This is a genomic window from Pedobacter sp. 01N310, assembly GCF_056399805.1.
This window is the reverse complement of sequence record NZ_JBFTSB010000005.1, coordinates 58,199-83,357: the sequence shown is the minus strand read 5'-3', so window position 1 is coordinate 83,357 and position 25,159 is coordinate 58,199. Positions and strand designations below refer to the sequence as shown.

23 protein-coding genes are annotated in these 25,159 nt (G+C 39.4%); 11 read left to right on the top strand and 12 right to left on the bottom strand.

The features are described 5' to 3' along the window. Positions 1–116: 116 nt before the first annotated feature. The 10 genes from AC1DNH_RS12180 to AC1DNH_RS12135 all read left to right on the top strand — a co-directional run bounded on the left by AC1DNH_RS12180 (position 117) and on the right by AC1DNH_RS12135 (position 7,342). On the top strand, positions 117–1,052 hold the full coding sequence (locus AC1DNH_RS12180) for a hypothetical protein (RefSeq protein ID WP_477610544.1): 936 nt from the start codon (positions 117–119) through the stop codon (positions 1,050–1,052). A 10-nt stretch (positions 1,053–1,062) separates the two neighbouring features. Next, the gene (locus tag AC1DNH_RS12175) at positions 1,063–1,998 is read left to right on the top strand and encodes a ketopantoate reductase family protein (RefSeq protein ID WP_477580796.1); all 936 of its coding nucleotides are present in this window, start codon (positions 1,063–1,065) and stop codon (positions 1,996–1,998) included. A gap of 114 nt (positions 1,999–2,112) precedes the next feature. Then, positions 2,113–2,664 (top strand): RNA polymerase sigma factor, encoded by a 552-nt coding sequence (locus AC1DNH_RS12170; RefSeq protein WP_477580798.1) that lies wholly within the window; start codon positions 2,113–2,115, stop codon positions 2,662–2,664. A 10-nt stretch (positions 2,665–2,674) separates the two neighbouring features. After that, positions 2,675–3,028 carry a hypothetical protein gene (locus tag AC1DNH_RS12165; protein ID WP_029274238.1) on the top strand — a complete coding sequence of 118 codons (354 nt, stop codon included), beginning with the start codon at positions 2,675–2,677 and terminating at the stop codon, positions 3,026–3,028. A gap of 516 nt (positions 3,029–3,544) precedes the next feature. Further along, positions 3,545–3,811 carry a hypothetical protein gene (locus AC1DNH_RS12160; protein ID WP_477580800.1) on the top strand — a complete coding sequence of 89 codons (267 nt, stop codon included), beginning with the start codon at positions 3,545–3,547 and terminating at the stop codon, positions 3,809–3,811. A gap of 5 nt (positions 3,812–3,816) precedes the next feature. Next, on the top strand, positions 3,817–4,050 hold the full coding sequence (locus tag AC1DNH_RS12155) for a hypothetical protein (protein ID WP_477580802.1): 234 nt from the start codon (positions 3,817–3,819) through the stop codon (positions 4,048–4,050). 4 nt (positions 4,051–4,054) lie between these two features. Further along, positions 4,055–4,447, top strand: a complete 393-nt coding sequence (locus tag AC1DNH_RS12150; protein WP_477580804.1) for a hypothetical protein — start codon at positions 4,055–4,057, stop codon at positions 4,445–4,447. A 54-nt stretch (positions 4,448–4,501) separates the two neighbouring features. Further along, positions 4,502–4,954, top strand: a complete 453-nt coding sequence (locus AC1DNH_RS12145) for an Hsp20/alpha crystallin family protein (RefSeq protein ID WP_029274233.1) — start codon at positions 4,502–4,504, stop codon at positions 4,952–4,954. 185 nt (positions 4,955–5,139) lie between these two features. Beyond that, positions 5,140–6,360: a DEAD/DEAH box helicase gene (locus AC1DNH_RS12140; RefSeq protein WP_029274232.1), complete on the top strand. Its 1,221-nt coding sequence runs from the start codon at positions 5,140–5,142 to the stop codon at positions 6,358–6,360. Positions 6,361–6,430: 70 nt separating this feature from the next. Further along, positions 6,431–7,342 (top strand): AEC family transporter, encoded by a 912-nt coding sequence (locus AC1DNH_RS12135; RefSeq protein WP_477580807.1) that lies wholly within the window; start codon positions 6,431–6,433, stop codon positions 7,340–7,342. A 265-nt stretch (positions 7,343–7,607) separates the two neighbouring features. Here AC1DNH_RS12135 and AC1DNH_RS12130 read toward each other — a convergent pair whose 3' ends face one another. Both AC1DNH_RS12130 and AC1DNH_RS12125 read right to left on the bottom strand, forming a co-directional pair. Then, positions 7,608–8,801 (bottom strand): C1 family peptidase, encoded by a 1,194-nt coding sequence (locus tag AC1DNH_RS12130; protein ID WP_477580809.1) that lies wholly within the window; start codon positions 8,799–8,801, stop codon positions 7,608–7,610. A 103-nt stretch (positions 8,802–8,904) separates the two neighbouring features. After that, positions 8,905–10,332 carry an L-serine ammonia-lyase gene (locus AC1DNH_RS12125; protein WP_477580811.1) on the bottom strand — a complete coding sequence of 476 codons (1,428 nt, stop codon included), beginning with the start codon at positions 10,330–10,332 and terminating at the stop codon, positions 8,905–8,907. A gap of 109 nt (positions 10,333–10,441) precedes the next feature. Here AC1DNH_RS12125 and AC1DNH_RS12120 point away from each other — a divergent pair, with 109 nt between their 5' ends. Continuing rightward, positions 10,442–10,795, top strand: a complete 354-nt coding sequence (locus AC1DNH_RS12120; protein WP_477580813.1) for an RDD family protein — start codon at positions 10,442–10,444, stop codon at positions 10,793–10,795. A 119-nt stretch (positions 10,796–10,914) separates the two neighbouring features. Here the strand turns inward: AC1DNH_RS12120 and AC1DNH_RS12115 are convergent, their stop codons facing one another. The 10 genes from AC1DNH_RS12115 to AC1DNH_RS12070 all read right to left on the bottom strand — a co-directional run bounded on the left by AC1DNH_RS12115 (position 10,915) and on the right by AC1DNH_RS12070 (position 24,968). Further along, positions 10,915–11,574 carry an MgtC/SapB family protein gene (locus tag AC1DNH_RS12115; protein WP_051691565.1) on the bottom strand — a complete coding sequence of 220 codons (660 nt, stop codon included), beginning with the start codon at positions 11,572–11,574 and terminating at the stop codon, positions 10,915–10,917. Between the two features lie 23 nt (positions 11,575–11,597). Further along, positions 11,598–12,614 carry a PorP/SprF family type IX secretion system membrane protein gene (locus tag AC1DNH_RS12110; protein WP_477625405.1) on the bottom strand — a complete coding sequence of 339 codons (1,017 nt, stop codon included), beginning with the start codon at positions 12,612–12,614 and terminating at the stop codon, positions 11,598–11,600. Continuing rightward, positions 12,614–18,553, bottom strand: coding sequence for a PKD domain-containing protein (locus tag AC1DNH_RS12105; RefSeq protein ID WP_477625404.1), 5,940 nt, complete (start codon positions 18,551–18,553; stop codon positions 12,614–12,616). Before AC1DNH_RS12105 ends, AC1DNH_RS12110 begins: the two co-directional genes overlap by 1 nt. Positions 18,554–18,847: 294 nt before the next feature. Next, positions 18,848–20,482, bottom strand: a complete 1,635-nt coding sequence (groL, locus tag AC1DNH_RS12100) for a chaperonin GroEL (RefSeq protein WP_477580735.1) — start codon at positions 20,480–20,482, stop codon at positions 18,848–18,850. A gap of 134 nt (positions 20,483–20,616) precedes the next feature. After that, positions 20,617–20,907, bottom strand: coding sequence for a co-chaperone GroES (locus AC1DNH_RS12095; RefSeq protein ID WP_010599229.1), 291 nt, complete (start codon positions 20,905–20,907; stop codon positions 20,617–20,619). Between the two features lie 240 nt (positions 20,908–21,147). Then, complete coding sequence (locus tag AC1DNH_RS12090; protein ID WP_477609286.1) at positions 21,148–21,912, bottom strand: TIGR03915 family putative DNA repair protein; 765 nt, start codon at positions 21,910–21,912, stop codon at positions 21,148–21,150. Between the two features lie 96 nt (positions 21,913–22,008). Continuing rightward, entirely contained in the window at positions 22,009–23,265 is a 1,257-nt protein-coding gene (locus AC1DNH_RS12085; RefSeq protein ID WP_477584889.1) for a putative DNA modification/repair radical SAM protein, read from the bottom strand. A 93-nt stretch (positions 23,266–23,358) separates the two neighbouring features. Continuing rightward, positions 23,359–23,886, bottom strand: a complete 528-nt coding sequence (locus tag AC1DNH_RS12080) for a hypothetical protein (protein WP_477584888.1) — start codon at positions 23,884–23,886, stop codon at positions 23,359–23,361. 82 nt (positions 23,887–23,968) lie between these two features. Next, complete coding sequence (locus tag AC1DNH_RS12075; protein WP_477584887.1) at positions 23,969–24,613, bottom strand: HD domain-containing protein; 645 nt, start codon at positions 24,611–24,613, stop codon at positions 23,969–23,971. A gap of 73 nt (positions 24,614–24,686) precedes the next feature. Beyond that, positions 24,687–24,968 (bottom strand): helix-turn-helix domain-containing protein, encoded by a 282-nt coding sequence (locus AC1DNH_RS12070; RefSeq protein ID WP_029274217.1) that lies wholly within the window; start codon positions 24,966–24,968, stop codon positions 24,687–24,689. Positions 24,969–25,159 lie beyond the last annotated feature (191 nt).

The window sequence follows — 25,159 nt, the reverse complement described above, 5'->3', positions numbered from 1 at the left end:
AGACAGGAATCAGAGCGAAGGATAAAATCGACTAACACAAAGTTTGTATTAAGTAAAATATAGCTTCTGCTTCCCTTCAAAAACCGCAGACACAAAAACTATTTGTAAAATTGTACATGACGACAATCAGCACCACATTAGTTTCTATTTTAATTCCCTGCGTTGCATTAATTACTTCCTGCAAAAGCAATAAATCCGAGGCAGAAAATGCGAAAGCCGTTTTAGATACTGTTTCTTTAAGCAGTAAAAATTTCGCGTTAGCCTATCAGGACGGAGATAAAATTGTAGCCACGAGTATCGATACCATGAAACAGATTTCGTTCGGCGGTGCTACCGATCCGGCTATTTCTCCTGATGGAAATAAACTGGCATATACTCTGAGCGATTCGGCCGGGAACAGATCCATTTGGATTGCTGATATGGAAAACAAGAGCCAGGGTAAATTGCAGGTAAATAGTAATAATTATTATCAGGCCATGTGGTCGCCTGATGGAGCTGCGATCGCTTTCAATATTTTTAACAGTAAAAACTTATGGAAGATAGGTGTTATAAAAACCGATAATTCTGGATATGTGATGCTCGATAGTGCATCTAAAATAAATGTTTATGCACCAACCTGGAAAAATGAAAAGGAAATCGTCGGACAGGATCTTACCAAACTTTACACCTTTGATCGTACCGGAAAGTTAATCGATACTAAATTGATAGCCGATTTGATTGGGAAAGAATTTTCCATTGCGAGTAGCAACCGTTTTTTTTATACAAAAGACGGGAAAAAACTGATTTTTAATGCAGGAAATGCCGATAGTTTAGACGGATTAACGGCACCGAGTGAAGCAGTTTATATTTTAGATCTGGCCAGTAAAAAAGTACAACGGATTTCGCCAAAAGGTATAAATGTTCCTTATGTTTTTCTTACGGCCGATGATCGGATTTTTTATAGCGGAGCTGAAAAACCTTTTACACAAAGCAAAATATATGTTTCTGATTTAGAGGGGAATATTAAAACGGTAGTGGATAAAGGAAATAACCCAACGGGTGCATTGAAATAATCTGTTTATTATGCCAAATAAAACAAGAATCGTTATTGTAGGAATTGGTGGGGTGGGTGGATATTTCGGGGGCTTACTGTCTAAGAAATATAGCAACGGAAATGATGTAGAAGTTGTTTTTGTTGCCCGTGGCGAACATTTAAATGAGATCCAAAATAAGGGTTTAACAGTAATAAAAGGGAACGAAAATTTTGTAACTAAGCCATATCTGGCTACCGATGATTATAATAAAATTGGCGTGGCCGATTTTATTATAATCTGCACTAAAAGCTATGATTTAAAACAAACCATCGAAAAGTTAAAGCCCTTAATCAACCATAGCACGATATTATTGCCACTTTTAAATGGCGTTAGCGCAAGTGATGAAATTTTAGAAATCCTGCCTCATGCAAATGTTTTAAAAGGCTGTGCATTTATCGTTTCCAAAATTAAATCGCCTGGTATAATCGAAAATTCAGGCAACATTCAAAAGCTATCTTTTGGTATGGATGGGCCAATAGGCGAAGCGGTTTTACATCTGAAAGATTTAATGTTTGATGCGGGAATCGATGTAACGGTTTCGGATAAAATCTCTACCGCCATCTGGGAAAAATTTATATTTATTTCTCCTACGGCTACCGCTACATCTTATTTCGATAGCTCCATTGGAAAGGTATTAGAAGAAAATCTTGAAACTGTTCTGAAATTAATTGAAGAAGTGAAAAACCTTGCCCTGGCTAAAGGGGTAATAATTAGTGATGACATTTCGGGCAAAACATTAAATACGATGAAATCGATGCCCTACGAGGTTACCTCGTCCATGCACCGCGATTATCTCAATCAAAAACCACAAACAGAAGTTGAGTCGTTAACAGGCTACATTGTACGGGAAGCCGAAAAACTTGGCATTGCTGCACCAACTTATCAAAAACTGTACGAAGGATTACTGAAAAAAGGATCACTATAAGTCGCTAAAAATCAGGGTGTTTTGACTGAAAAAAATCGATCTTCCGAAAAAAGTAAAGAAAATTTAAAGTAATATTGGGTTTCATCCGTTTACTGGGTTATTAAGCAAAATTTAGTGCCAACAAACGAACCTCAAAATATCATTTCAACGGTTGCCAATTATGGTAAGCGCTTATTCAGTTTCATCCGTGGAAGGGTGAATACGGATGAGGATGCGGAAGATATTTTACAGGATGTTTGGTTTCAACTCAGCAATCAACCAGAGGCTGGCGCCATTGAGCAGATTAGTGGCTGGTTATATCGGGTGGCAAGAAATAAGATCACAGATAAATACCGTAAACAAAAAGAAGAATCGTTAGAAGATTTCACTTTCGAAGGTGAAGATGGCGAAATCAATTTTAAAGAAATTTTACTTGCCGAGTCTTACTCACCAGAAGAAGAAAGTTTAAAAAAACTATTTTGGGATCAACTGTTTTTGGCATTGGGAGAACTGCCGGAGAATCAGCGTTACGTGTTTGTTCAGAACGAATTGGAAGAACGTACTTTTCAGGAACTGGCAGATGAAAGCGGAGAGAATATCAAAACATTAATATCAAGAAAGGGTTATGCTGTAAAACACCTGCGTAACCGTTTACAAAATTTATATCAGGAATTTATTAACTATTAAATTTGCAGACATGATGAATAGAAATTTTAATCGGCGCAAGAAATTTATTTTCTTTTTACCCGTAGCGGTGCTTATTGCAGCGGTATTGGGTTATGTGGTTATGTTTTTATGGAATTGGATTTTACCTGAGGTGGCACATGCAGGCAAACTTAATTATTGGCAAGCGCTCGGTTTACTTGTGCTGTGTAGGTTGCTTTTTGGAAACTTTAATAAAGGTGGTCATGGAGGACATAATGGCTTCCGTGAGCGGGCAAGGAGCATGCGTGCCAAATGGGAGACGATGAACGATGAGGAAAGAGCAAAATTCAAAGAAGAATATAAACGGAGATGTGGCGGATGGGGCCACCATCGCAATAAGGAATAATTTAGAAGCCTCGATTAAAATTGGGGCTTTTTTGTTTTACTGTGGTTCTGAATGAAGTGAAGAATCTCTTGAGATTCGTCATCTCGACCGTAGTGGAGAGATCTTCAAACTGTATTAAAAGATTTCTCCATTCCGTTTCACGTCATTCGATAGCTATCGGATCGAAAATGACGTCCGATACTTATAATATATCATCGGTAAGGGCCGTGAGTAATCTCAAAGCGATTTAACTAGCCCTTGAAAGATCCTTCGACTCCGCTCAGGATGACATAACGAAAGGATCAACGAGTAACTGTAGATTCTATTAATTGCTCGCTCACAGACCAACAGTTTAATTCATTTAAAAAGATCCTTCATTGCATTCAGGATGACAAAATTCTTTAGTAAATAAAAAAATCAAAATAATTTAAAGTAAAAATAAAGTTGCTCCGTCTTCCTATATAAATAACAAAAACAAAGATGTGTTAGTCAATTTGTTTAGGATGAATTGGTTACCGTAAAAAAAAAATATAGAGAATGAAAAAGATATTAAAAACCATAGGATTCGGAATTGTACTTGGTACAGTCGCTTTCTTCATACCATTTGTGTTCAAATTTATATTGGCCATCATGCTGATCGGTTTAATGTTCAGGATTTTTATCGGTAGGCGACGCCATTATTTCCATAACCGCTTTAACGGTTTCGAAAATAACTACAACCCAATTGTGCCGATCGATAACCAATGGTACAGGCCAACCGTACAAGGCAATGGAACAGTTAACAACATTAACGTAAATTATTAACCGCCATGAGAGCATTTAGAATATTATTGGCATTGGCTGTTGCTGCAGGAACTTTTTACAGCTTAAATGTACTGGCCGTTCAGAATGGATACCGCGATCGGTTAGATTTTAAAAACAGGCATTATCATGATGATTGCCAGCAAGAACATCATAGAAACCATAGTTACAGTCACCATAGCAGAAAAATGGACGATACCATGATTACGCCTATTGACAGTATAAACAAAGTAAATAGATAAGGTTATGTCACAGGTACTTTTTTTAAGCGATCCATCTCAGGCCGATGTTAATCCGATTTTGGGTATGGCAAACGAGCTGATTACCCGAGGGGAGAAGGTAACTTTCTTTAGCTCGGACGAATTTAAGGTCCCTATAGAACAAATTGGCGCTGACTTTAAAGCCTACAATCGGGAATTGAATATTTTCCAAGGGAAAAAGGCGATTGATGAAGAAGAAAAACCTAAATCGGGATTAATCAGCGCACTGCTTGAGCCAATGAAATTTATCGATGATATTTTGGTTCAGATAAGGGGTTTGAAATTTGATTACGCCGTTTTCTCGCCATCATATCCCTACGCAAATATCATTACACAGCTATTGGGCATCCCTAAAACGGAGCAGGCGGCTTACAACTAATATTGGCTTAAGCCGATAAATTAACAGAATAAACAACAATTAAAATTAAACAAAATGTACAACGAACATAGATGCCATTCGGGCAAGATGCATAGTCGCTTCGGCGCAGGAGAAGGAAGATTTGGAAAGCACTTTGGTGGTCCTTTCGGTCACCACAAACATGCCATGTTTAACCAGGGCTTTAGAAAAGTACCTGCTAATATTGAAGAAACAGAAACCAGCTTTATTATTGAGCTTTTTGCACCAGCTTTGGTTAAAGAGAATTTAAAGGTGGTTACCAAAGATGATGTATTAACCATTTCTTACCAAGCTAAAGAAGAAACCGATTCGGCTAAAAAGTATAGCCGCAGAGAATATAGCAACGGCACTTTCGAAAGGGCTTTTGGCCTAAACGGAAAAGTTTTAGTAGAAAATATTTCAGCCAGTTATGCTGATGGAATTTTGAAGGTTACCCTACCTAAAAACCCTGAAACGAATACACCAGAAAAAGATATTCTGGTAGACTAAGTTTCGTCTATTATAATTTCCAGGTCCTCGGTTGTTTATAACAATCGGGGCTTTTTTGTTTTTATACCACCTAAAGCGTTACCACATATGGCCTTCAAAATCCATTTAATATATCGATATTAAAATGCGGTTTGCTATTCGCGGTATTTTAAGGTACTTTTGCTAAAAGACATAAACACAATAGATTGAATTTTAACGACTTTAATTTTAACCCCGATTTATACGAAGGCTTAATGGCAATGGGGTATAAAAGCGCTACTCCAATACAAGAACAAGCCATCCCGGTAATTTTAGATAATCATGATCTGATTGCCTGCGCTCAAACCGGTACAGGAAAAACGGCCAGCTACCTTTTGCCCGTAATGGATAAAATTAGCAAAGCTGCCGATAGGCACAACAATACCTTGATATTGGCTCCAACACGCGAGCTTGCACAACAGATCGATTTACAGGTTGAAGCACTAGCTTATTTTACCAATATCAGCTCTTTAGCCGTTTACGGTGGGGGAGATGGTATCGCTTACGAACAGCAAAAACGTTCTATGCGCAATGGTGTAGATATTATTATTGCCACTCCGGGCAGACTAATGGCACATTTATCCTCAGGTGTGTTAAAACTGGAACATTTGCAGCATTTAATTTTAGATGAAGCAGATAGAATGTTGGATATGGGCTTTTACGACGACATTATCCGCATTATTAGCTACCTGCCAAAGAAAAGACAAACACTTTTATTTTCGGCTACAATGGCCCCGAAAATAAGAACCATGGCAGGTAAGATTTTGCACGAACCGAAGCAGATTACCATTTCAATTGCTAAACCTGCTGAGGGGATCGATCAACAAGCCTATAACATTCACGACCAACAGAAACAGGCCTTATTAACCGATATTTTTAAAAGTGGGCAATACAAAAGCAGTATCATTTTCGTTTCGACCAAAGAAAAAGTAAAAGCGTTGTATAAAACCTTTAAAGGATTGGGTATTAAAGCAGAAGCTTTTCACTCCGACTTAGGGCAGAAAGAACGCGAAGATATTTTACTGGCTTTCAAAAACAGGAGATTGCCAATTTTAATCGGAACGGATGTATTATCCCGCGGAATTGATGTAGAGGGAATCGACCTAGTGATCAATTACGATGTTCCTGGCGATCCGGCTGATTATGTACACCGTATTGGCCGTACGGCAAGAGCTGCAACCAAAGGAACGGCCATTACATTGGTTAACGGTAGAGATAAACGCAAGTTCGATAACATCGAAAAATTAATCGAAAAGGAAGTTCCCCGCATGCCACTGCCAGAAAGCATAGCTGCAATAGAAATTACGCATGTGGAGGAAAAACGGCCCCAACATAATGGTAAGAAAAAGGTTTGGAACAAAAAGAAAAAACCAAAACCTTCTGTATAAATTATTTAAAAACGCCATAAGTACATTTCTTATTGGCGTTTTTCTTTTATAAATTATCTTTGCGCTAACAATGGCAAACTTCATTATTATAGGTTTATGCATTTTAGCCGGGATTCTTTTCAGAAAAAGTAAATCGCTCCCCAAAGATGCGCACAAAGGCATTAATGCCTGGATTATCTATATAGCACTACCTGCAGTTTCTTTTAAATATCTACCACACATTACCTGGACTAAGGATTTATTCTTTCCTGTACTGGCACCAATTTGTGTCTGGCTATTTGGTTGGATATTTATTACCCTGTATAGTCGCATCCAGAATATTAATAAATCCACTGCTGGCGGGTTAAAACTAACCAGTTCTTTAAGTAATACTTCATTTGTAGGATTTCCTTTAATTGTGGCTTATTTTAACGAAAAGGAACTGGCTGTCGCCATTATATGCGATCAGGTTACCTTTATGCTTTTAGCTACCATTGGCGTTATTGTAGCCATCCGCTCCTCGCAGAATCAAAAGTTAAGCCCAAAATTGGTGCTGAAAAAAGTATTGACCTTTCCGCCGCTTATAGGTTGTGTTTTAGCGCTGACCCTCCCACATTTTATTAACCTTTCTTCACTAGATCCATTGTTTGAGAAACTAGCCGGTACGGTTGGTCCATTGGCATTGTTTTCAATAGGTTTGCAGCTAAAATTTGGTGGTTGGTTTAGCGAATTGAAACACATCAGCTTTGCTTTATTGTATAAACTGATTTTAGCGCCGTTGATAGTTTTGGTTACAGCACTTGTTTTAGGTATGGGTGGAATGATTACCAAAATAACGATCTTCGAAATGGCTATGCCAACTTTGGTAACCGCAGGTGTGGTAGCTGATCAGTATAACCTTAATCCGAAGCTTTCTAATTTGGTGGTTGGAATCGGAATTTTATTGTCTTTTATCACCACGGGGTTATGGTGGTTGGTATTAACTTATTCAGGTCTGGTTTAATTTGGCCTCTTTGTTTTACCACAGAGCCTACAGAGAGAAGGCACGGAGATCACAGAGGCTTGTATGTTTTAACCACAGATAAAAAGGATGGGCACAGATAGAACTTTAATTATGAGACGTCATCGTGAGTTGAAGGTCTACTTCACAAGGTGACTTCTATCTTCCATCACTTTGTTTCCCTCTGTGTAAAGCTCGGTGAACGCTGTGGTTAACAAAAAAAAGCCGCAAAATTTCTTCTGCGGCTCCTTTAATGATTTAGGTTTAGTTACAAAGCTAATTTTTTATAAATTGCAGATGGAATACCTGCTTTGTTCAATAAAATTGCTGTTGTTTTATATTTTACGTAGTTTTTGGTTACGTATAAATATCCTTTATAATCGTTACTTGCTCCCCAAGAGTTTTTAACGATATAATATTCTTTACCTGTTTGATCTTTGGCTAAACCAACAATGTGCATACCATGATCATCAGTAGTTTGGTAGTTGTCGAAAGCAAGCTGACGGTTCTCCTGCGTAATTTCCATCTCTGGCTGCGGGCCGTTAAACATATCTGCTTTCTGTTTCAAGGTCATATCAGCGAAAGGCGTTTGTGGAACAAAAGCCACACCGTTTTTCCAGCTGAAGTTTTTTTCGCTTACATCTGTAGCCCATGCAACGGTATAACCACCTTTTAAAGCGTTGTCGATAATGTCTGTTAACTCGTTTACTTTAACGTTATAAACCTGATCGAAAGACCAGTTATCAGGCACTAATAAAGTAAATTTGCTATAGAAAGGGTGATCGTTGAACGATGAAAGTTCTATATAGTTGTCGGCATTTAAACCCACCACTTCCTGAGCGAAAGTTTTTGGTGTGTATTTTTTGCCATTGTACGTAAAGTTTTCTGGTACTGTACCTAAATAAGCATCAATTACACCAGTATAGGCTTTTAACCAGTTTGGGGTTAACTCGCCATTTGCATTCTTTACAACAGCTTCTAAAACACCTTTTTCGATATCGCCAAGCTCTGCAGTTTTATTAATTTTAGTGCCATAATTTAATCCGGTATATACCTCTTGCGGAACTGCACCGTATTTTCTGTACATGTTGATTACATCGTGCAAAGCACCGCCATCGCCTAATGAAACCGCACCATGCATACGCACGTAATTTTTACCTTTTTCTACATAAGCGTTACGGGCCGAAAAAAGCTGAGATAACGTTACGGGCTGTTTACCAGCTTTAATCATTTCTGATTCTAAAAATGAGTTGGTAGAGTAGCTCCAGCAAGTTCCTGAAGATCCTTGATTCTGAACTGGTGTATTGGCCAGGTTAATCACTTCAGTGAATTTAAAAGAAGAAGCACTGTTTTCGCTTTGGTTGTTTTTTAAAGAATTAACGAGATTGTCTTGTGCATAAGTCGCCGATATAGATAACGACAAAGCCAAACCAATCACACTGATTTTTGTGTAGTTGATCATTTTTTTATGAATAATTAATAAAGTCAGCGAATGTAAAAATACTTGTTGATTTGGCGCCAGAAAATTTGTAATAAATCGATCATTTTATTGCAACAATGTTGAATTAACACTCTGGCAAACTGATTGGAATATTGGTTGCCAATCCTCCGTCAGATGTTTCTTTGTATTTGGCATTCATATCGAGGGCGGTTTCCCACATGGTATTTACCACTGCATCTAAACTCACTTTTGCCTTATCAGGATTGCTTTGTAGGGCTAGTTGACTGGCTGTAATGGCTTTAATAGCGCCCATGGTGTTTCTTTCGATGCAAGGGATCTGTACCAAACCGCCAATCGGATCGCAGGTTAAACCCAAATGATGTTCCATGGCAATTTCTGCAGCCATTAAAACCTGTCTTTGTGAGCCACCTAAGCACTCGGTTAGCGCTGCTGCAGCCATGGCTGAGGAAACGCCAATTTCGGCCTGACATCCGCCCATGGCGGCTGATATGGTTGCTCCTTTTTTGAAAATACTGCCTATCTCTGAAGCACAGGCAATAAACTGGATGATTTTTTCTTCGCTGTAACCATCGCAAAAGGTAATAAAATATTGTAATACGGCTGGAATTACGCCTGCGGCACCATTGGTAGGGGCAGTTACCACACGACCAAAAGATGCATTTTCTTCATTAACAGCTAGCGCGAAACAGCTTACCCAATCTAAAGTATAATTAAAGCCATTTCCACCTTTTCTAATGGCTTCTACCCAGCTATTAAAATCTGAATAATCACTTTTATCAATTAATCGTTTATTTAGCGGAAATGCCCTTCGCGCCACATTTAAACCACCTGGTAAAAACCCTGTGGTATGACATCCGCGATAAATACAATCGCGCATAACCGCAAAATGCTGCAGGATGCCTTTTTTCGTCTCTGCTTCAGTACGCCAGGCCAGTTCGTTCTCCATCACGATTTCGCTCACCTTTAAACCTGTAGATAAACACCAGTGTAAAAGGTCTTTTGCTTTTTCTACGGGAAAGGGAAGGTCTATCTGTGGCTTTTTACTATTGTCTTCGCCTTCTTTAACTACAAAACCGCCACCAATAGAGTAATAAGTTTCTGAAAATGCGCTTCCACCTTTTAAAAATGCCTGAAAAGTAACCGCATTTGGGTGAAAGGGCAAACTTTCGGCAAAAAGAAAAAGCAAGTCGTTATCGTAATCAAAATCAAGAATTAAATGATCAGCAAGATTTAATTTCTTATCTCTTTGGATGCGCTCGAAGGTTGGTGTAACGGCATCTACATCAAAAGTTACCGGATCAGCTCCTGTTAAACCGAGTAGAATAGCTACATCAGTTCCATGGCCTTTACCTGTTTTGGCAAGCGAACCATAAAGCAATATTTTTATGCCCTCAATTTCATCAATCAAATTGTTTTGGGCAAGCGAAGCTGTAAACTGTTGTGCGGCCCGCCATGGGCCTAAGGTATGTGAACTGGATGGGCCGATGCCTATTTTAAAAATATCGAAAACTGAAATCTGTTCCTTGATCATTATGAATATAGTTACACAAAGCTATGATTGTTTTATGATTTTGGATAAATTAATTTTGGCTGAAGATGAAAATATTTTACCTTAGAAATATTGGATATAAACGCTCAAAATGAACCTCAAAAACAACTATCAGGAAGTTAATCTAAACTACTGTCATGCAAGTACCACTAAGCGTTTTATAAATTACATTATCGATATAGTTGTTTTTTATGTTCTCATGTTCTGCATTGGAATCTTGATCCGCGTCTTTAAACCAAATCTGATAAGTGGCCTGGATGAATTGACCCTTCGTTTATGGATGTTGTTGTTTTATGCCCTAGCCATGTTTGCTATGGAAACCTTATTTAAAGGAAAGTCGATTGGGAAGTTAATTACCGGAACAAAAGCAGTAAATGCCGATGGCAGCGATATGAGTTTTCAAAAAAACATTTATCAGAAATATAGTGAGGGCTATCCCATTTAATCCATTCAGTGCGTTGGGTAGGCCATGCACGCCTTGGCACGACAGCTGGTCGGATACAATAGTGATCGAAGAGAAAAAATTAGCCTTACAAGCCCAAAAAATAGATTTGTTCGACGCGGTTAAAAATCAAATTCAATAATCTCATCGTCTTTAAGCATGCGCTCCACAAACTTCTGATGATTTTTAGGTGTGCCTGTAGCAATCCAGTTTCCTGTGATAATATTATCTACCAATTGGTGTTTCCCTCGCTGTGGTTTGAGTTTACTTTCGCGGAAAACTTCTTCATAACTTTCTAAATTGCCATGGGTGTGCTGTTTTTTAACAATGCGATAAAGCCTTTTGGTAAAACGACGGTCGCCAATTTCTTCTAAAAAGGGGAAAATAATCAACGCCAATAAAACCACAATGGTTACCCCTATAGCCTGTTCGTAATAACCAGAGCCTACGGCCATTCCAATTGCAGCAACAATCCAGATGATACAAGCCGTGGTGAGCCCTTTAACGCGGTTTTCTTCCTTGAAAATTACCCCAGCGCCTAAAAACCCGATTCCAGTAACAATATTAGAGGCAATGCGGTCTTGACTGGTTGGTCCGATTTTGATAGACAGAATGGTAAATAGGGTAGCACCCAAACCAATCATCATCATGGTTTTGAGTCCGGCAGATTTACTTCTGTATTCGCGTTCTGCTCCGATTATGCCACAAAGCAGGGTAGCCAATAGAAATTTATTGATTTCACTTTGTGTAATGAAATGGTTTTGGTCTATGATCTCGTTCATCGCCTTGAATTATCAAAGGCAAATTAATAAAAATCGTAACATCTTAGGCCATTTGCCCTGCCACCATTCGAACTATTTGGAAAATATTTTTCATAACCCACGCCAATTTCGGATGTTCCGCTGGTGTTGGTGTAGTTGATTTTAGAGGTTGTAGCATCATGGCTGATGCCTAGCCTGAATTTTTCGCCGTTTGTTCTGCGGTTAAAAATATCGAAGATTACAGAAAAAACAATCGCATCATTTCCATTCGAATTGCCATCGTTGCGATACCATATACCTGCATTTATGCCCGCATATTTATATTGCATGCCCGCACTGAACGATTTCACATTGCCCTGTTTGTAGGCAACAATGGATGGGATGAGGTAATTCCCATCGCGATCGTACTCATCTGGCACCAAGGTTAACTTGTAACTTAAATTGCCTGAGATACGCATCGGCAATTTGGCCTGAAAACCTGATAAGGATTCATCCGGACGGTTAAGATGATGTACTGCTAATCCCATCATGAATTTCCCCACTACGAGGTTGGCACCTGCATTGGAATCGAAATAATACCGACTATCTACACTTGGCCTTTCGGCGCCAGAAATACTACCAGGAATATATCCTGTATTGATATCGATCTGATCGCCAAAAACAAGTTTATCCCAGTTTAGCTTTTGGTTAGTGATGCCTCCCTGTAAGCCAAATGATAAGGCAAAATCGTCTCCACCGATGATATAGGAATAGCTTAGGGCAATATTGTTCTTTACCAGGTAAGCAGTACCCTCGCTGCTGCGGTTAAAAATTAGGCCAATGCCGCTGTTTAATCTCCGTAGATTGAGGTCGCCAGAAGCACTCATGTACGAAAAATCACTGGCTAACCCTGTCCATTGGTTGCGGTATAAGGCATTAAACCTGATGTCGCCCTCAAACTGACCTGTTAAAGCGGGATTTAAGTAAATCGGCGCATTGTAAAACTGCGAATAAATGTGGTCCTGTGCCAACGAAACCATCGGCAGCAACCAAAACACAAATAATATTATCCCTCTCCTCATCATCTTATTAAATATATTACGCCCGTTTTCTTTGGTGGAGATGAATCGTAAGTCATCCCTTTCCAATCGCTGCCATTAATAAATTTTATATCTACTTTCCAGTAATAAACACCTTGCGGTTGTTCCTGTCCTTTATAAGTACCGTCCCAGCCCTCCAGCGGTGCGTTATCGTCCAATTTAGTCGTTTCCCAAAGTAACTGTCCCCATTTGTTAAAAACAGACATCTGCCACTCTTTTATACCGCGGCCTTTTGCTTTAAAGATTTTTATCTCGTTTTTCGCACTTGCGGGCATAAATGAATTGGGGATATTTAAGTAACCCGGTACACCAATAATCCGCACCGATTGGAAGGTGCTTGAAGAACAACCTTCTTTGTTCAGCACTTTCAGGGTTACATTATAAGTGCCTTCATTGGCATAGGTATGGTTTGGGTCTTGCAGGGTTGATCCCGACCCATCACCAAAAGTCCATTCCCAGCTTACGGCATCGGTACTGATATCCTTAAAGGCAAATGAATAGTTGGGAATGGATACTTCATTGCCAGGACTAACAGTGAATGTAGCGATTGGTGGGGCAACAACATGGATAAAATCGGCTATGGTAGTGCTGTTTGTACAGCCGAGTGCATTGGTTGCCATTAAGGTAACGGTATAATTTTTCCCTGGACCATTAAAAGTATGCATAGGCTCTATAGCGTTCGATGTTGGTGATCCATCTCCAAAATCCCAAACATAACCAATAGCACCTGTACTGATGTTTTTAAACTTTACGGTAACACCATCACAGCCACTTGTCTTATCTGATGTGAAACTCACAGAAGGTTGTGGCAAAACTTCAACAGTTTCGATTGTTGAAGCATTAGAACAGTTGTTTGATGCGTATAAGGTAATGGTATATTTTCCAGGTTGGGTAAATGTATGTGATATGGTTTCAGGTGCAGTATGGGTTACTGTAGTGCTTCCATCGCCAAAATCGTAAACAAAAGTGCTGGCACCTTTGGTATTGTTAAAGAAATCGACTTTTAAAGGTGCACAACCTTTAAGTTGGTTGCTGTTTACTACCAATTCTGGCGTAATGTCATTAGGCGAAACGTGGATAGAATATTGAGATTCATTGCTTCCGCATTCATTGGTTGCGGTCATTTTTACAATGTAATCTCTCACAGCCAAAGTGGTATAAGTATGGCTTACACTATTTTTATCTGTAACGGTTAAAGGTGCTGAACCATCACCAAAATCGTAGGTATAGCTGGTATAATTTCCAGGGGAAGTATTGCTAAAGGTAACAGGGAGAGGGGAGCAGCCTGTTGTTTTATCTGGAGAAAAAACGGAAACCGGCTTTGCTTTTACTAATACGGTTGAGGTTTGCGTGGTGGTGCCACAAGCGGTTGTGGCCTTTAAAGTAACGTTATAAGTAAGATCTTTTCCTGTTGGGTCTGGCTGGTAGGTAACCGCTGGCGGTTGAGCCAAATTTGAAGTGGTGCCATTTCCAAAATCCCAGTTAAAGGTAGCTGCTGTTAGTGAATTGGAAGTATTGCTAAAAACAACGTTTAAAGGTCCGCAGTCGGATGTTGTATTTTGTGTATAGGTGGCGGTTACATTTTGTATTGTGCTAAAAGTATGACTGGTTTCATCGTTATTACAGCCCAGGCTGCTAGTTACGACCAATTTGATAATAACAGTTTCGTTATCTGTTGCAATGGTATAGCCAGGAAAGGTAATTCCTGTACCAATCTGTACGCCATTGGCAAACCAGGTGTAAGTATTGTTGCGGTCTGTATAAGGTGTAGCCGATATATTGGTTGGCGTTAAAACAAAGGGTGAACAACCTTTATCTGTATTAAAAACTAATTCTGCCTTAGCATGTGGATTAACTGTTATCTTAATCTGGTTACTTAAATTGTTGCTGCAAGCACCGCTAGCTACCGATCGACGATAATAAATGCTTACGATTGGTGTTGGAGGTGTAAAGCTTACACTGTTTGCGCCCAATACATCGCTCCAGGCTGTTCCATTTAAGCTCGATTGCCATTGGTACACGTAAGTTCCGCTACCACCACTCGGCGTAGTACCTGTTAAAGTTGCAGCAACTGTGCCGATACAAATGTTTTGATCGGCAGAAATGGTATTGTTGGTTAGGCCTGGTAAAACGATAATCTGTAGCGAATTACTAATTGAAGTACAGATGGTACTGTTCACTAATCTTCTGAAATAAGTTGAGGAGCTTACAATTAGGCTTAAGTCTTTGTTGATGGCCGAAGGAATATTGCTCCAGGTATTTCCATCGGTACTGCTCTGCCATTGGTAGGCAAATGTTCCCGTTCCGCCAGTAGGCGTATCGCCTGTAATGGCGATGCTTTGGCCTGCACAAACTGGTGCTGATGATGCACTAATATTATTGGTAACAGGTGAGTAATAAGTAACCGTTACATCATCTACGGATGGGGGGCAGCCGTTAAAACCAGAAATGGTCCACCTGAAGGTGTAAGTTTGCCCTGGTACCAAACCAGTAACCGTGGTGTTGTACAGTGTAGGGTCGGTTATGGTAAGGCCAGCTTGTGATGATATTAAAGTCCACGCACCGCTGTTGGGTGAAGGATTGTTCCCATTTAAGGTAATGCCATTTCCACTGCACAAGTTTTGATCTGCGCCTGCATTTGCCGCAACGGTACCCGGATTTACTGTGATGGTAGTTGAGGTTGATATGGCTTCTGCACAGCTACCACTTTGTACTATTGCGCGGTACTGTGTGCTTATAGTGAGGTTAGAAAATACATATGGATTTGCTGTTGAGGTAACGGTAGACCAGTTTACCCCGTTGTTGATAGATCTTTCCCAACGGATAATGTTTCCAACTTGGCCTGTTAAACTGATGTTTCCGCTATTTGCACCTGCACATACATTCACATCTCCAGCGGTTGTGCCGCCAACACTGAGCGGGTTAACGGTGACCTGAACATCATCACTGGATGCAGAACAGTTGGTGTCGCTTATTGTCCATCTAAAGGTATAAGTATTTCCGGCCTGTAAACCAGCAATTGTTGTATTGCCCTGTGTGTCATCAGCAAAAGTTACAGCTGTTGGTGCGCTAACGATCGTCCACTTGCCTGTGCCAACTACTGGCGTATTTCCTTTTAAGGTGTAAGTGCTGGCATTGCAGATCGCTTCATCCGGACCAGCATTTGGCAGTGTTACACTTGGCAAAACCGTAATGGTAATGCTGGCTGGCGCGCCTGGGCAACCATTTGTAGATACAGGCGTAATGGTATAAGTTACTGTACCTGGAGTGGTGCCAGAATTGGTTAAAATATCGTTGATCTGCGTTCCTGCCGATGCTACCGTTCTATTGCTATTTCCGGTTATTACTCCGGTTATCACGCTGACATAAGTATAGTTTACGCCTGTTAGGTTTGTTGTTAAGGTTATGGCTGATGAAGTGGCATTACAGATGGTTGTACTGCCTGCAGTTGGTGTGACAATAGGATTAGGTTTGATGGTAACCACTAAATTAAATGGCGTTCCATCGCAGCCATCAAAATGAGGAGTGATGATATAAGTTACGCTTGCATCGGCATTAAGATCGCTATTGGTGAGGATATCGTTAATTGGGCCGCTTCCGTTGGCGGTATAGCCAGTTGCAGATGGAGTTCCGGTAGCAGCGGTCCAGGTGTAGGTTACGCCTGCTACTGCAGAGGTGGGAGTGTATGCAACGCTATTACCTGTACAGATGGTTTTAGCCACTGCGCTTGTTAAACTGATATTGGGTTTTATTTTAAGAATGATATCATCATCAATCTGATTGCAGGGGGCGGCGAGTGCGGTGGTAACCCTTAACCTCAAAGTAACCGTACCAGTTGTTTTTTCGGCTGCGGTTGGCGTGTAGGTTGCGTTTAAATCATTTCTGTTGGGTGTAAATGTTCCCGCCCCGCCAATCCAGGTTTGTGTTGTGGTGGCTCCGGTTATGGTTCCGTTAAGTGTAAAACTGGGGTCGTTAAAACAGATATTTTGGTCTGGCCCCGCACTAATCACTGGTGCTGTACTGAAGGTTAGAATTTGGGTATCGGTTGCGGTGCCGCAATTATTTTTGTGCACAACAGTTACGGTATAAGTATCGTAGCTATCGAATTTTATCGATGGATATTTAGAGTTGGCGGTTGTACCACCGGTAAAGCTATAGGTGCCCGATCCTGATGGTGAAACTGTCCAGGTATAGCTATCGGGTAAATCTTTTGTCGTGCCAGTAATTAATGTTTGGGTTGGCCCTGTTGTGGTATTGTTAAAATCGTAAGTAGCCAGATTACATAGGGTAATATCAGGCGATAGTGTAGCTACAGGCCCCACATTAACCACAACAGTTTGTGGTAGGCTGATAATTACACCGCATGACGGTGTGCTGATGCTTAAGGTAATAGTATAGGTGCCAGGACTGGTAAAATTGAACTCCGGTTCTTTGCTTGCGGCATTTGTACCACCAACAAAGCCCACCGCTGGGCTAACTGACCATGAATAATTATTGGCTGCATTGCAGGTATTGTCTAAAACAGAAAGGTCGGTAGCTTTTAAAGTTGTTCCAGAGCAAATGGTAGTTGAAGGTAGACTAAAATCAGGCTTTGGCGGATCTTGGATGCAGATTTTCATTTCTACCGGATCGGCATCGCACTCGCCTGTAATATTTTTAGATTCTAACCTAATAGTATACTCTCCATGCGTTGGAAATTTGTATACAAAATTGTATGATTTGGGCTTGTCAACCTCTTTAATCACACCATCAACATACCAGTTATAGGTTACATTATTTGGGGTACAGGCTGCAGTATTGGTGTTTGGGTTTTCGCCTAAAACAGATGTATTAACAAACGTGATGTCGGCATTGGTACAACCCGGCGTATTGAAAGCAAACGAATTTATCGGTTTTACCACCACTTTAGCCGAAGAGGAAACGGGTGTACCCATTGTAGTACAGAAAGCGTTCGATACATTAATAGATACATCAAAAGCATTATAAATTGTGCCAGCACTTGAAGTAGAAACACTTCCGCAAGATGATCTGGTATATGCATGTGTAACCTTACCACCATTGGCAATAATCTCACAAAGTGTATAGGTTGAGGTAGTTTGATCGCCCCAGGTAATCGTATAAATATCTCCCGGAAAATTGTTTTGAATACCTGCGCTCGAACTAACATCTACGCTAAATGTTAAGGCGCCTAAGGGCAAACAAACCACTGTATTGCCCGAATTGGCAAAAGCTGTTATCGCTTTATTGTTAATCAGTAGATAAGCCTTGGTTGCAACCGAGCCATCCGGCATCACAGCTTTAGTGTAAATGGTATAATGTGTCTGCTGAGCATTAAAAGGTTGTATTGCTGTGGGGAAATTGATTAATGTTGGACTCCCTCCATTTACTTCGTCAGTTATGCTCGCGGTAACTGTACTGTTTGCTGTAGATGCATTTGTGAGGAAGAAAGAATTATTGGCCTTACTGGTGCAGGTACCAAAAGTTTCATCATTGGCCACATTTAACAATGTTGATGTTAATTTAGCCTCAACTGGTGGTCCCGTCTTTACTTCAAAAGCTGTTGATGGTGTGCTTGTGAATGCAGGAGCGGTAGATTTTATCCTAACCTGATAACCTGTACCAGGCGTAAGTGTTGCAGGAAGTTTACCATTTATGTAAGTACTATAGAAGCCGGTGTAACTGCCAATAAGTGTTTCGGCGCCAAAACTTCCATTCTGATCGGAAAGATATAACTGGAATTGGTTCCCTTGAGCGGCACAGCCTGCACTGATATTAAAAGGAACGGCAATAGTACTGCCTGGGGTAAAAGGGCCTGCATCAACTGAGCCTATGGTAATTTGGGCGAAAACATTTGACGTAAACAAAAATGTCCCAAAAAACAGGACAAAAGAAAGCCATTTCCTTTTACAACGAATCTTCATAAATCTCTAACACTAGGGAATGATTTTATTGCGTTCTGGAAGCGTTGTTAGTTAAACTTGCTTTAATCCAATCTCAGAAATGAGTATTCGACCTAAGACGCGTCAATAAATATTCGCTGCAAAGAACGTAATTTTTGCATGACAATCATAGAATTTTACACCAACATTAACTAAATGAATGGGTTATAGCTTAGGCAAAGTTTCGTTTTTGCTATAATAGAGCATAAAAAAACCCCCAAGGCCTTATACCTTGAGGGTGTATTTTTACACGAAATAGTTTCGCTATGAATGGTATTACATCATACCACCCATGCCACCGCCGCCCATTGGAGGCATTGGAGCACCACCTTCTTCAGGTTCGTCTGCTAAAACAACTTCAGTAGTTAATAACATCGCTGCAATAGACGCTGCATTTTCTAACGCTACACGGCTTACTTTAGTTGGATCGATAACACCAGCACCAATTAAGTTTTCGTAAACATCAGTACGTGCATTGTAACCGAAATCAGCTTTACCTTCTTTAACTTTTTGAACTACGATAGAACCTTCAATACCTGCGTTTTCGCAAATCTGACGTAATGGCTCTTCGATAGCACGACGGATGATCTGGATACCAGTGTTTTCATCTTCATTAGCACCTTTTAAATCCGCTAAAGCTTCAACTGCACGGATAAAAGCAACACCACCACCAGCAACGATACCTTCTTCTACAGCCGCACGGGTTGCATGTAAAGCATCATCAACACGGTCTTTTTTCTCTTTCATTTCAACCTCACTGGCTGCACCTACATAAAGAACGGCAACACCGCCAGCTAATTTAGCCAAACGCTCTTGTAATTTTTCTTTATCGTAATCAGATGTAGTCGTTTCGATCTGAGATTTAATTTGGCTAACACGCGATTTAATATCATCTGAGTTACCAGCACCGTTAATTACAGTTGTATTGTCTTTATCAACAACAACTTTCTCAGCAGAACCTAAATAAGTTAAATCAGCATTTTCTAATTTGTAACCTCTTTCTTCTGATACTACAATACCACCGGTTAAGATTGCGATGTCTTCTAACATTGCTTTTCTTCTATCACCAAAACCTGGAGCTTTAACAGCAACAACTTTTAACGAACCACGGATTTTGTTAACTACCAATGTTGCTAAAGCTTCGCCATCTAAATCTTCAGAAATGATAACCAATGGTTTGCCAGTTTGAACAGTTTTTTCTAAAACCGGTAACAATTCTTTCATGTTACTGATTTTTTTGTCATAGATTAAAATGTAAGGATTTTCTAATTCAGCTTCCATTTTATCTGCATTGGTAACAAAGTATGGAGATAAATAACCCCTGTCAAATTGCATACCTTCAACTGTTTTAACTTCAGTTTCGGTACCCTTTGCTTCTTCAACCGTAATTACACCATCTTTACCAACTTTGCTCATTGCCTCAGCAATTAACGAACCGATAACTTCGTCATTGTTAGCCGAGATAGAGGCAACTTGCTTAATTTTATTGTTATCATCACCAACTGCTTGTGATTGAGATTTTAAGTTTTCTACAACAGCAGCAACCGCTTTGTCAATACCACGTTTTAAATCCATTGGGTTTGCACCAGCAGCAACGTTTTTAATACCTGTAGTAATAATTGCCTGAGCCAATACAGTTGCAGTAGTAGTACCATCACCAGCAATATCAGCTGTTTTTGAAGCTACTTCTTTAACCATTTGAGCACCCATGTTCTCAACGGCATCTTTCAATTCGATTTCTTTTGCAACTGTAACACCATCTTTAGTGATTGCAGGTGAACCGAATTTTTTATCAATAATTACGTTACGTCCTTTTGGACCTAAAGTTACTTTTACTGCATTTGCAAGAATATCAACACCTCTTTTCAGGGCATCACGAGCTTCTACGTTATATTTTACTTGTTTTGACATTATTTTTTAAATTTTGAATGATTGTATGAGAGAATGATTGAGTTTGTGCTTTTTCATTCTAACATTATTATTTTATTTGTTGATTTATGCTGAATTCACTCATTTGAGGTATTCAGTCATTCAATCATTAATTTTTACCCAACAACAGCGTAAATATCAGTTTCGCGCATAATTAAGTAATCTTTACCTTCGTAAGGGAATTCGGTACCACCGTATTTACCATAAATTACAACATCGCCAACTTTTACACTCGCTTTTTTACCTTCAGCATCTTCTTCAGAAACAGAAACTACAGTTCCTTTAGATGGTTTTTCTTTTGCAGTATCAGGGATATACAAACCTGATGCAGTTTTCTCTTCTGCCGCAGCCGGTTCAACTATTACTCTGTTCGAACTGCCAGCAATTGGTTTAAGGTTTAACGCCATAACTTTTATTATTTTTTTATTTTGATTTGAGTTTTTAACTAAGCTTACAATTAACACTTTTTATGCCAAGAGGTTTAGCGGGACAAATTTTCACCAAACTGTCAAACTTTTTACGCTAATTTAGAATGTGGGTGTCAGCATGGCAGTAAGTTTTGATTTTTTAGCCAGATTTATTGCATGTATATTCAGTGTTGACCACCGACCAACCTATATGATATTGGAGTTGTTAACTCTTGTTCGCTAAATTGGAACTTTCTCCGTTAAATATTTCCAATATCTTTTAGGTACATGCTGCAAATGCAGTTTGGTGTTTTTCCGCGCTACAATGTTGGCACTTTTAAAATAATCTTTCCAAAGGGTTGCGTACAATGCCTCACTTTCGTCCATTAAAACTGGCGCAAGATTTTGCTTATCTGCACCGTTGCTAAAGCTGATCGTAATTTCTTCAACGCTTGTTAAATTATAATGTAAGCCATATTTGCGCTTTAAATCGTAAATTACCCAAGGCTGATCGGCATAACGGTTTTTAAAATGATTGGATATTAAAGGCAGTACATTAAAATCAGGATCTATATTGGCATAAAATATCCCATCGCCAGTTTTTTGAAAACGGATAAATGCTTCCATCCTGTGTTTTTCCCTTTCTACGCTTTTGGCATATTTAGCCAGTGCAATTACATGTGGATTGCCATAATTACTTTCTGCACCCAATTGATTTTGAAAAATATATATGGTAAACTGAAAGAGGTGATTGTAAGCCTCTGGTATTTCTGATAAATAGGTGCAATAGTATTTGCGGTGCCAATCCTTTTTGAGTTTCTTTTGCAGCCCTGCCCAAACCCGATCTGCTTTTTCTGCACTGGTGCTAATTGTAAAACTTTCTGCAAAAGCTTCAGGCTGAAAAATTGAAGTAGATTTTAGCACAACTTTTCCCGGCTTACGTTCAAACCATTCGAAAACAGCGGTTAATAAACCTTGAAAAGTGCCATCGAAAATGTAGGTCATGGGATTTATTTTAGTCCGTCATTCCCGCGAAGGCGGGAATCTTAATGCCGTAGCTTTGAGATTCCCAATCAAGTTGGGAATGACGATCGTGGGGTTTTAAAACAAAATCATCTGGTTGCTATCTGTTTTTAAATATTTGCTCTGGCTTTCGGCCAAAATAAAAGCCTTAATCTGTGTGCCCTGATAATCTTTCAGCTGATAGGGGCTATCCAGGCAAACAATAAAGTGTTTGGCCCGGTTATAAGCCACACCGATTTTTTTCAACTGGTCAATCCTGAGTTTTCCGAACTTTCTGGCCTGTACAATTTTTTGGGCCGACATTACACCGATACCCGGTATCCGGAGAATCATTTTATAATCAGCCGTATTAATATCCACAGGGAAATGCTGCATATTTCTAATCGCCCAGCTTAATTTTGGATCGATATCAATATCAAGGTTCTGGTTGGCATCGTTTAAAATTTCCTGCACTTTAAAGCCGTAAAACCGCATTAACCAATCGGTTTGATACAACCTGTTTTCTCTCAGCAATGGTGGCTGTGTACCAATTACAGGCATCCTGGTGTCGTTGCTAATGGGTACATAACCCGAATAATAAACTCTTTTCAGAGAAAAGTTTTTGTAAAAGGTATTCGCGGTGTACATAATATCTTTGTCGCTCTCGGGTGTGGCGCCAATAACCATCTGTGTGCTTTGTCCCGCAGGTACAAATGTTGGTACATGTTTGATCAGTTTTTTATCGGCAGTAAACTGGTTAATCTGCTGTTGCACAAAAGCTAAAGGTTTAATTACTTCCTCGTGGTTTTTCTCGGGAGCCAAAAGCTTCAAGCCGGCTTCAGTTGGCATTTCTAAATTAATACTCATCCGATCAGCATATAAGCCAGCTTCTTTAATCAGTTCATCGCTGGCACCTGGAATGGTTTTTAAATGGATATAGCCGTTGTAGTTCTGTTCCAAGCGGAGTTTTTTAACCACTAGCAACAGCCGTTCCATGGTAAAATCGGCATTTTTGAAAATCCCCGAGCTTAAAAACAGGCCTTCAATATAGTTGCGGCGATAAAAATTCATGGTCAGTTCTACCACCTCATCTACGGTAAAGGCTGCACGTTTTACATCGTTGCTTTTCCGCGAAACGCAGAACAAACAATCGTAGATGCAATGGTTAGTCAGGAGGATTTTTAAAAGCGAAACACATCGGCCATCTTCAGTGTAGGTATGGCAAATGCCGGATGTATGGCTATCGCCAAGGCCTTTATTGGTATTTTTTCTCGTGCCGCCGCTTGATGAACAAGAAACATCATATTTAGCGGCGTCAGCAAGAATATTTAATTTTTCACGGATTCGATCAAACATAGGGATATATTTACTAACAAAGATAGTTTAATAACTAAAAATATTAGTAAATAGATTTATCTAACCTATTCTATTTTGGAATAATAATGTTAACTAAAAACTGTTCGAAGGGTTAAGCTTTCTGCTTATTGGCAGTTGATGTGCAATATTATAACTTTCCTGATAATATTGCAGTTCAGAAAAGAAGCGGTCGGCCTCTACTTCGTGGTTTTTAAGTGGACTAAAGTTGGCCACGAAATCCGGGTCTTTAAATGCAATTTGATAAAAGTAACCTCCATTGTGGTTATCGAACATTTCGGTTACGCTGGTTACATTTTCCCATCCAGAAAAAAACTCGGTTCTCCGGTATAAGAAAGAAGTACTTTTTAATTTAAAACTTATACCTTTTTCACTGATTAAAATTTTACTATGTACAAAAATCTGCGTTTTGGTAATCCATAATAAAAGAAGTGCCATTAAAATAATTGATAGCGAAACAAATATCAAAGTGGACGTTTCGGAAAGCGATGAAGGTAAACTAAAAAGAGAATACAGCATTAAGGAAATGAAGAACACAGGAATGCCAACCATCGCGATTAACAAAACACTATTTTTATGGTATTTTAGTTTATAAGGATGCATGAGGATTAATTTTTGTAAAGTTAAGCCCTAATGCGTGGTTTCGGAATACTTACTATTAGGTATTTTTATGGCTTATTGCTGATTATTTCCCATCCCACTCTTTATAAAAGTGCTCCAGGTATAGAAGCATAAAATTGTGTCTTTCTACGGCTATTGCTATCCCTGCTTCAGTATTCATCATGTCTTTCAACAACAGCAGTTTTTCGTAAAAATGGTTAATGGTAGGCGCGGTGGTATTTTTATAACTTTCTTTAGTGAGGTGTTCTTCGGGTAAAATAGCCGGATCGTAAAGTACCCTGTTTTTGAATCCACCATAAGTAAATGCTCTTGCAATACCAATGGCTCCGATGGCGTCTAAACGATCTGCATCCTGTACAATTTGCATTTCTTTTGAGGTGAAACCTGTGCCATCAAAACTATTTTTGAACGACATGTTCTGGATAATCAGTTTAACATGGGCAATAACCTCAGCATCAACAGCTATCGATGCTAAAAATGAAGCAGCCATGTTCGGTCCCAGTTCTTCATCACCATTATTAAATTTAGGATCAGCAATATCATGCAACAATGCGGCAAAGGCGACTACAAGTTCGTCGCCATTTTCTTGTTGATTAATGGTTTGAGCGGTTTTAAAAACACGCTCAATATGGAACCAATCGTGCCCTGCCTCGGCATTGGCTAGTGTTTTCTGAACAAAATCGATAGTTTTTTGAATGGTAGCCTGCATCGTTCTAAATTTGTTCCAAAGGTATTGGAATTATTTGCAGGGTAAAAGAAATGATATCAACAGCGCCTGGGTATTAACTCGCCGCTGCTGTCCTGTTCTCATCATCAGCAATAATTTTAATTAAATCATTGTGGTTAAGGGTTAATAAATGAGATACTTCAACCTCCAAAATTGCAGCAATTTGGAACAAACGATCGATAGTTAATTTACTATAACCGAGCTCAATTTTGCTGTAGGCATTTTGAGATATTTTCAATTTCGCCGCCAGATAATCCTGAGTATAGTCTCTGTATTCTCTAATTTTTCTAATATTGCCGGCAACGTTCTTTGTCTTTAAAGCCAATACATCTTCCATAAAAAAGGGATAAATTTTTTTAATGTTTATTTCATTATGTACGAAACTTTAACCGCAACAGTTTTTAAAAGTATTAATTTTAGCACTATTGGGAATTACGCGAAACGGATTAATGAACTAATTGTTACAACAAAAAAATAACCTAAATGTTTAAGTGTTTTGTTTTTGGTTGATAATCAGGTTCTTGTATT